Raw genomic sequence first — 2,464 nt, forward strand, 5'->3', positions numbered from 1 at the left:
AACCCATATAGTCATGGTCGACTGTGATCGGCTCACCACAAGTCCGTGAGCCGTATCCGTGTGCTCCCAGGGGGGTGGTACGCGGTCAACGAAGTGGAAAGGCCCACATGCGAAGCTCCATCGCACGTCGCGCCGCAGTGTTCGGTTCGGCCGCGCTGCTGCTCCTCGGACCGATCACCGCGGTCGCGAACGCAGAACCGAACGAATCCGGGGTATCCGATCAGGCAGCCCATCTGCCCGTCGAACTCGCCGAAGCCCTACAGCACGACTTGGCGCTGACGCCCGACCAGTTCGTCTCGCGTTCCGAACTCGCGCAGAAGCTCGCGGAGTTCGCCGCCATCGCGCGCGTCCAGTTTCCCGACTCTTTTGCCGGAGTGTGGCTCGACGACCTCGGTAAGGGCGTAGTCGCTCTCGCTGACGGTCGAGACAAGGATGCTGCCCGCGAGGCCGCCGAGAAGGCCGGTTTCGAGGTCAAGGACGTCGCGCAGAGCGAGCAGGCTCTGCAAAGTCAACTCTCGGCACTCAACACCTGGCTCGATTCGCAGCCTGCCGAGGTCGCAGACCTCGTGCGTGGCATTGCCGTCGACGTCGTCGGCAACGGAGTCGCCCTCACCGCCGATCCTGCCGCCGGCATCGAATTGCCTGAGTTCCTGAAGCGGACCGTCGTCCATACCGCTGCTCCGCTACTGGTTCCCCCGATCGTCGCGGACCTCATCCCCGCAACCGGATCCGCAACCGGCGACGCCGCACTGGGCGGAGACGCCTTCGGCGCAACCTCCGGTAACACTGGACTGCGTTGTTCGTTCGGCTTCAACGGCACCGACGGTTCAGGGCGCACGGTCAACATCAGCGCCGGTCACTGTGATCCCAATCGCGCCGCTGCCGGCACCTCGAACTCCAGCCAGGTCTTCCCGATGGTGAACAACCAGACCGGGCCCCGCGTCGGGTACTTCGCCAAGAGCAGCTTCGACGGGCGCGACTACTCGATCATCAACATCGACGACAACGCGAAGTACCGCTTCGAGAACAACAGCGTGCGGGTCCCGTTCAACCGCTCGGTCAACATCACCGGTACCGCCGATCCTGTCGTGGGCGCCCCGGTCTGCAAGGCAGGATCGACCACGGGCTTCAGCTGCGGCGTCGTCACCGGCGTCAACCGCGTCGCAAAGGTTTTGGATCACACCCTCGACAACGGCTTCACCACCAACATCTGCGTCCTGCAGGGTGACAGCGGTGGCCCCATCGTCTCCGGAACGTTGGCAGTGGGCATCACGAGTGCGTCCAACGTCGCCACCTCTCCCCTGTGCGAGATCGCTCAGGCAGAGACACTGTTCGGGCAAGAAGCCCCGACCCAGTACGCGACGCCGATCAACGACATCCTCGCCGCCAACCCAGGCCTGAAGGTTCGCGACTACTGATCACACGCATTCCTCGAGACAGCAAAACGGGCGCCACACCTTCTGAAGGTGTGGCGCCCGTTTCGGCATTCGTGACGTTCTACTGGAAGAGAGTTGTTCCAGCCGGAGCGTTCAGAACCTTGATCAGGTCCAAGCCCGCGACGACGGCGGTTCCGCCACCGGCGAGGATGGTACCGGCGACTCCACCGATACCGGCCCCTGTGACCATGCCGGGCAGGCAGCCGACGACCAGGCCGGGCAGACCCACGATGCAACCGATGACCGCCCCGACGATCGTGCCGGTGAGGCTACCGATCTGCGTGGCAAGCCCGAGCTGTGACTGGAACTTCTCGATTGCCTTCTGATCCTCGTCAGGCGAAGCAACCGGGGTGAACTCGGCAGCGACCGGCTTCGGCTTGGAGCTGGCCGGGTCCAGGTTCGGCTTGAGGGTGAGGGTCTTGCCGTCCTCACTGACGGTCTCGTCGAACGGGAACTGAACGTCGCCGAGGTTGAACGCGAGCGGAAGGCTCACGAGAGTTGCGCCCTGGCTGTTCTGCAAGTCGACGTGAGTTCCGTCGCCCGAGACCCGGAATGCTCCGGCGTCGATGGTGGTGACAACGGCCTGGTCGACGACCTCGGCGGTGTACGAAACGTCGGGTGACGTCTCCGGAGCTGCGTAAGAAGTACCTGCAGCGATGCCCGTAGCGGCAATGGTCATCGCTGCGACGGCCGCAGCTTTTCGAATGAACATTTTTGATCCTCCCCGGGATCGGGCGGGCGTCAGTCGATGACTCACACCACCCGTTTCCCCTGTGCGTGACGGGCGTAACGATAACAGCCGGTCGGTTGTTCTCACCTGCTCGGAACCCGACTTAGGGCTGCCTGACAGATGGACACCTGACGGGCACCGCCTAACGTGACGACCAGACATGTCTGCGTCTGGCCCAGCCCGTCCGACGCAGAAGATCGATCTCTCCAGGCCACGAGCGGTTACCAGCCGGTACCTACAGGCTGGTAATGCTAGTTACTGGCGGGTAACATAACGCAGGTTAGTATCAGTGGGCTGT

2 protein-coding genes are annotated in these 2,464 nt (G+C 63.5%); one reads left to right on the top strand and one right to left on the bottom strand.

Features of this window, described 5'->3' with window-relative positions; genetic code table 11:
- Window positions 1-107 precede the first annotated feature (107 nt).
- Complete coding sequence (locus ACYP01_RS20485; RefSeq protein ID WP_007726683.1) at window positions 108-1,418, top strand: S1 family peptidase; 1,311 nt, start codon at window positions 108-110, stop codon at window positions 1,416-1,418.
- Between the two features lie 79 nt (window positions 1,419-1,497).
- Here the strand turns inward: ACYP01_RS20485 and ACYP01_RS20490 are convergent, their stop codons facing one another.
- On the bottom strand, window positions 1,498-2,148 hold the full coding sequence (locus tag ACYP01_RS20490) for a glycine zipper family protein (protein WP_003943407.1): 651 nt from the start codon (window positions 2,146-2,148) through the stop codon (window positions 1,498-1,500).
- Window positions 2,149-2,464: the final 316 nt, after the last annotated feature.

Source organism: Rhodococcus sp. no. 34, from assembly GCF_054589475.1.